We start from the raw sequence: 5,647 nt of genomic DNA on the forward strand, positions 1-5,647 counted from the left end.
ACCCGGATCTCAGAGGTATTGATCATCTGGATGTTGATGCCCGCCTCATAGAGGGCCTCGAACATCTTGGCAGCCACACCGCAGTTGCTCATGAGGCCCGCGCCCACGATGGATACCTTGCCGATGGCCTCGTCGGGCTCCAGGTGGTCGAACCGAAGCGTCTCCTTGTGCTCATTGAGCAGCCGCTCCGCCTCTTCCAGATCTTTTTTGTGTACGGTAAATGCAATATCCTTGGTATCTTCCCGGCCGATGGACTGCAAAATCAGATCCACGTTGATGTTGTTGCGGCTGAGCAGGTCAAACACCTGGAATGCCACGCCGGGATTATGCTGCAGCCCCACCAGAGCGATGCGGGCGATGCTCACGTCCTTTGCCACGCCGGCAATATTGGTTTTCTCCACTTTTGTAACCTCCTTGACTTTCGTACCGGGCTTGCGCTCCAGGCTGGAGAGCACCTCCAGATTCACCCGGAACTTCTTTGCCAGCTCCACGCTGCGGTTGTGCAGCACCTGGGCGCCCTGGCTGGCCAGCTCCAGCATTTCGTCATAGGTGATCTCGTCCAGCTTGCGGGCATTGGGCACGATGCGCGGATCGGTGGTGTAGACGCCGTCCACGTCCGTATAGATCTGGCAGAGCTTTGCATGAAACGCCGCCGCCAGCGCCACGGCGCTGGTATCAGAGCCGCCTCGTCCCAGAGTCGTCACGTCGCCCTGCCGGTCCACGCCCTGGAAGCCGGTAACCAGAACGATCCGGTGCTGGTCCAGCTCCGACTGAATCCGCTCGGAGTCAATCCGCTTGATGCGGGCGTCAGCGTGGACGCCGGTGGACTGGATGCCCACCTGCCAGGCCGTCAGCGATACGCACGGCAGCCCCATGGCCTCCAGGGCCATGGCACACAGCGCCACAGAGATCTGTTCGCCGGTGGACAGCAGCATATCCATCTCCCGCTTGGAGGCGTGGGGGTTGATCTCCTCCGCCTTGGCAATCAGGTCGTCGGTGGTATCGCCCTGAGCAGAGAGCACCACGATCACGTCATTGCCCTCCAGGTAGGTCTCCGCGATGATACCGGCCACGTTGCGGATGCGCTGGGCATCCCGGACGGAGCTGCCGCCGAATTTTTGTACAATCAAACTCATAGTGTTTCCTTCTTTGCCTCAGATTGGTTTGCGTCCCCCTGTTCATGGTATGCCGGCAGCCGCCGGAGCGTACCTCAGTCCAGCACACGCATGCGGGCGGTCACTTTCAGTCCGGCAGAGTTCCGGGCCGCCTCGCGCCCGGAGATCTTCTCCGTCAGAAATACGGTACCGTCCTCCTCGGAGAGCACTTCCACCTCTCCAAAGGCCGCTGCCACCGGCGCAAGTCCATCTTCCACGCGGAAATACCAGCGGCTGTCCAGGTTCTCGGGGTCCGCAAAGCCGGCGGTATCGGCGTTCCAGCCGATCTCCTCCCGGCGGGGACTGGACTGCAGCGCCTCCATCACATCCGCCACACAGGCGGAGGCCGTGGGCAGCGCGCCGGCGCCCTTGCCGTAAAACATGACCTCACCGGTGGCGTTGCCACGCACCACCACCGCGTTGAACACGTCCTCTACGTTGGCAAGAGGCGTATCCTCCCGGATCAGGTGAGGCGCAACATAGGCACTGCGCCGCCCGCCGTCCAGCCGCACGGCCCGGCCCAGCAGTTTGACCCGGTAGCCCGCCCGTGCCGCCGTCTTCACGTCCCGCAGATCCAGACCGCTGATGCCTTCCATGGGCACGGCGGCGGGGTCGGTCTGGCGGCCGAAGGCCAGGTCCGCCAGGATGCAGGTCTTGCGCCCGGCGTCGATGCCCTCCACGTCCGCCGTGGGATCGGCCTCGGCGTAGCCCTTTTCCTGGGCCTCCCGCAGCGCGTCGGCAAAGGAAGCGCCGGTGCACACCATGCGGGTGAGAATGTAATTGGTGGTGCCGTTGAGAATGCCGTACACCTCGTCGATCCGGTTGGCGGCCATGCACTGGGTCAGCGGATGCAAAATGGGGATGCCGCCGCCCACGCTGGCCTCAAAGAGGTAGCTTACGCCGCGGCGGCGGGCCAGCGCCAAAAGCTCGCAGCCCCGCTCGGCCACCAGCTGCTTGTTGGCGGTAACCACATGCTTGCCTGCCTCCAGAGCCCGGCGGGTGTATTCATAGGCGGCCTCCACGCCGCCGATGGTTTCCACCACCACCCGGATGTCCGGATCGTGCTCAATGCGGCCGAAGTCGTCCGTCATCAGCTGGCGGTAGGGGCCGTCCTTGAAGTGTCGTACCAGGACGGTTTTGACCTGCAGCGGCTCCCCCAGTTTGTGCTCGATCTGCCGGGCGTTTTCCGCCACTACCTTGGCAACGCCCGTCCCCACGGTGCCAAGGCCCATAATTGCGATTTGAATCATCTCTCTACTGTCCTTTCCTGCTCAGCCAGCCAGAATTTCAAATTTGATGACATCGTCCAGGCTGGACACATCACTCATCAGCTGCTCCAAAGACTCCTCCATCTCCGAGGTCTCCGCGGAGATGGTCACCGCCGCGCAGCCGTTGGTGGGGATGCTCTGGTTGATGGTGAGGATGTTGGCGCCGGAGGATGCGAATACCGTCAGCACCCGGGACAAAATGCCCGCGTTGTCCTTGAGCATGGCGTAAAAGGTGATGATGTGCTCGGACTTCATGTCGTTGAAGGGCTGTACGGAGTCCTTGTACTTGTAAAATGCGCTGCGGCTGATCCCCGCCAGGCGGGTGGCCGCACCCACGGTGTCCACCTCTCCGGTCTGCATCATGCGCTTGGCCTCCGCCACTTTGATAAAAATTTCCGGCAGCGCGTCCGCCGTCACGATGTAGTATTTAATCTCTCTGGCCATTTTGTTTTCCTCCTACGGTCATTTGTCCATCTACGTTGTCCATCTTAGCAAAAAAAAACCGCCCTTGCAACGAAAAGAGCGAAAATTTTTTTGGATAATCCAGAAAACACCAAGGAGCTTCGTCCGCTCCCTGTGGGCAATTTGCCCAACAGAGGGCGCCCGACCTGCCGGCCGGGCGCCCTCTGTCCTCATTGTACGCCTTTTTCCGCCTGGTAGACCGCCTTCATGGCCCGATACGTCTCGTAGCAATCCAGCTTGGCCACCGTCTCAAAGGGTGCGTGCATGCTCAGCACCGGCACGCCCGCGTCCAGCGTGGTGATGTTGCGGTTGGCCATATAGGCCGCCACGGTGCCGCCGCCGCCGGCGTCCACCTTGCCCAGCTCCGCGATCTGCCAGACCACGCCGCAGCGGTCCAGAAGGCCGCGGACATAGGCCACAGTCTCAGCGTCCGCGTCGGAGGCGCCGGACTTGCCCCGGGCACCGGTGTACTTGCAAAGGCCCACGCCGTAGTTGACATAGGCGGCGTTGCGCTTTTCGTACACCTCGCCGTAATCGGGGTCGTAAGCCGCCGTCACGTCGGCGCTGAGGCAGAAGGAGTTTGCATAGCAATGCCGCAGCGCCACGCCCTGGGCGGCGCACAGATCCTCCATGAACGTATCGAATGCAGCGGACTGCATGCCCGTCACGCCGTCGGAGCCGATCTCCTCCTTGTCCGCCAGCATGCACACAGCAGTGCGCTCCGGCGTCTCCTCCAGGTCCAGCAGCGCCCGCAGTGCCGCGTAGCCGCACACCCGGTCGTCGTGGCCGTAGGCGCCGATCAGCGAGCGGTCCAGACCGATGTCACAGGCGTTCACCGCGGGGACCGCCTCCAGCTCGGCGGAGGTGAAGTCGTCCTCCGTAAAGCCGTACTTCTCATAAAGCAGCTTCATGACCGCCAGCTTCACCCGATTGGTGTCCTCCTCGTCTCCCAGGGGACGGCTGCCGATTACCAGGTTCAGCGTCTCACCGGGAACCGCCTCGCTCAGGGGCTTCTTTCCCTGCTCCATGCCCAGGTGGGGCAGCAAATCCGTGATGACCAGCCTGGGGTCACCGGGGTCCGCGCCCAGGTTCACCTCCACCCGGGTGCCGTCCTTCCGTGCCACCACGCCCCGCAGTTCCAGGGGAATGGTCACCCACTGATACTTGCGCAGCCCGCCGTAGTAATGGGTCTTGAGATAGGCCACTTCCGTGTCCTCATAAAGGGGATTGGGCTTGAGGTCCAGACGGGGAGAGTCAATATGGGCCGCGGCGATCTGGACGCCCCGGTCCAGGCTTTCCCGGCCGATGTGGGCCAGCATGACCGCCTTGCCCCGGTTGCATACATACACCTTGTCCCCGGGCTTTACCTCCATGCCCGGCGCAAAGGGACGATAGCCCTTCTCCTCCGCCAGGCGCACCGTCTCCGCCGCGCACAGCCGCTCGGTCTTTCCGGCATCCAAAAATGCCATATAATCCCGGCAATAGGCCTCCATATGGGTCAGCGCCGCCTCATCCAGCCGGTCGTAGCCGTTTTTCCGGTCGGAGAGCAGCTGCTTTTTCAGTTCCTTGACATCAGGCTTTTCCATGTGCCTTTTCCTCCTTCACGTCTTCGATAAGCCGTTCAAAAAATTCCCGGGCCTCCTGCTGGAAGGCCTCCGCCGTATCCGCGCCGTTGTTGAGCTCGCAGTCGCACTTGCTGCGGTAGTACTCGTCGGGCTTCTGGGCCGAGATCCGCAGCCGGGCATACTGCTCAGAGATGCCGTCCCGGGCCATGATGCGCCGCACCCGCAGCTCCAGGGGAGAGGTGACGGCCACTGTCCGGTCGCACAGCTCCCCGGCGCCGCTCTCCAGCAGATTGATGGCGTCGATGGCGTAGATTCCCGCGTCGCTCTGGGACAGCCGCCGGCTGATCTCCGGCCGCAGGAACCGGTAGACAATGGCGTTGAGCTGCTCCATGCGGTCCTTGTCCTCAAAGACCTCCTTGCCCAGCCGCTGGCGGTCCAGACTGCCGTCGATGCTGAACACTCCGGGGAATGTGGTATGGATGGCGTTGCGCATGTCCTCGTTGTGCTCCAGCATGTCGTGGTAGAGGGCATCACAGTCGATGACCACGCCGCCCAGAGACTCGATGGCCCGCAGGGCGCTGGTCTTGCCCGCGCCGGTGCCGCCGGTCAGGCCCAGCACCACCTTGGTGCTGTCCGCCTCGATCACGTGGAAGCCGGCGGCCTTTTTCAGCCGGTTGCCCACCGCCAGGCCCAGTCCCCGGTTGTCCGGGCACTGGGCGTAGATCTCCTGGACGCCGCTGTTATCAAAGGTACGCAGGGCGTCAAACACCCGCTGGGAGTGGGCCAGCTTGTCGCCGCTGGGTCCCAGGGTGTGCACCTCCTGCTCTGCGAAGAGGTGGGCGTACTCGTCAAAGCAGATGACGCCGTCTCCCGGCTTGACCAGGCGCAGAATCTCCCGGGCGGACTTGTCCGGCGCGCCCGTGACCACCGTCACCGGGGCCTTGGGGGCGTAGTGGCGGTACTTCATGCCCGGGGCCTTGGGCTTTTCGCCCTCCCCCAGAGCCCGGGTCACCGCCTTGTCCACATCGATGTGGCCGATGAGCCGCTCCAGGTCCTCCAGGGGCAGTCCGCCGGGTCGCAGCAGCCGGGGCGGCGTGCAGGTCAAATCCAGGATGGTGGACTCCACGCCCACCGCGCAGGGACCGCCGTCCACCACGCCCTCGATCTTGCCGTCCATGTCCTCCAGCACGTCCTGGGC

5 protein-coding genes are annotated in these 5,647 nt (G+C 63.3%); all 5 read right to left on the reverse strand.

The genetic code is table 11. The features are described 5' to 3' along the window. Positions 1-1,136 (reverse strand): aspartate kinase (locus tag QZS13_RS09760; RefSeq protein WP_295588449.1); only part of this gene is annotated, 1,136 nt, incomplete at its 3' end. A 74-nt stretch (positions 1,137-1,210) separates the two neighbouring features. Continuing rightward, positions 1,211-2,404 carry a homoserine dehydrogenase gene (locus QZS13_RS09765; RefSeq protein WP_295588451.1) on the reverse strand — a complete coding sequence of 398 codons (1,194 nt, stop codon included), beginning with the start codon at positions 2,402-2,404 and terminating at the stop codon, positions 1,211-1,213. A 21-nt stretch (positions 2,405-2,425) separates the two neighbouring features. Further along, positions 2,426-2,866, reverse strand: coding sequence for an ACT domain-containing protein (locus tag QZS13_RS09770; RefSeq protein ID WP_295588452.1), 441 nt, complete (start codon positions 2,864-2,866; stop codon positions 2,426-2,428). A gap of 188 nt (positions 2,867-3,054) precedes the next feature. Further along, positions 3,055-4,470, reverse strand: coding sequence for an aminopeptidase (locus QZS13_RS09775; protein ID WP_295588453.1), 1,416 nt, complete (start codon positions 4,468-4,470; stop codon positions 3,055-3,057). Further along, on the reverse strand, positions 4,457-5,647 hold a 1,191-nt coding region (gene coaE / locus QZS13_RS09780), incomplete at its 5' end, for a dephospho-CoA kinase (RefSeq protein ID WP_295588454.1). The genes coaE and QZS13_RS09775, both read right to left, overlap by 14 nt.

It is taken from the genome of uncultured Oscillibacter sp. (assembly GCF_900546705.1).
Lineage (GTDB): Bacteria > Bacillota > Clostridia > Oscillospirales > Oscillospiraceae > Oscillibacter.

Coding starts and splice junctions, on each gene's coding strand:
- QZS13_RS09765 (WP_295588451.1), bottom strand. CDS start 2,404: ATGATTCAAATCGCAATTATGGGCCTTGGCACCGTGGGGACGGGCGTT.
- QZS13_RS09770 (WP_295588452.1), bottom strand. CDS start 2,866: ATGGCCAGAGAGATTAAATACTACATCGTGACGGCGGACGCGCTGCCG.
- QZS13_RS09775 (WP_295588453.1), bottom strand. CDS start 4,470: ATGGAAAAGCCTGATGTCAAGGAACTGAAAAAGCAGCTGCTCTCCGAC.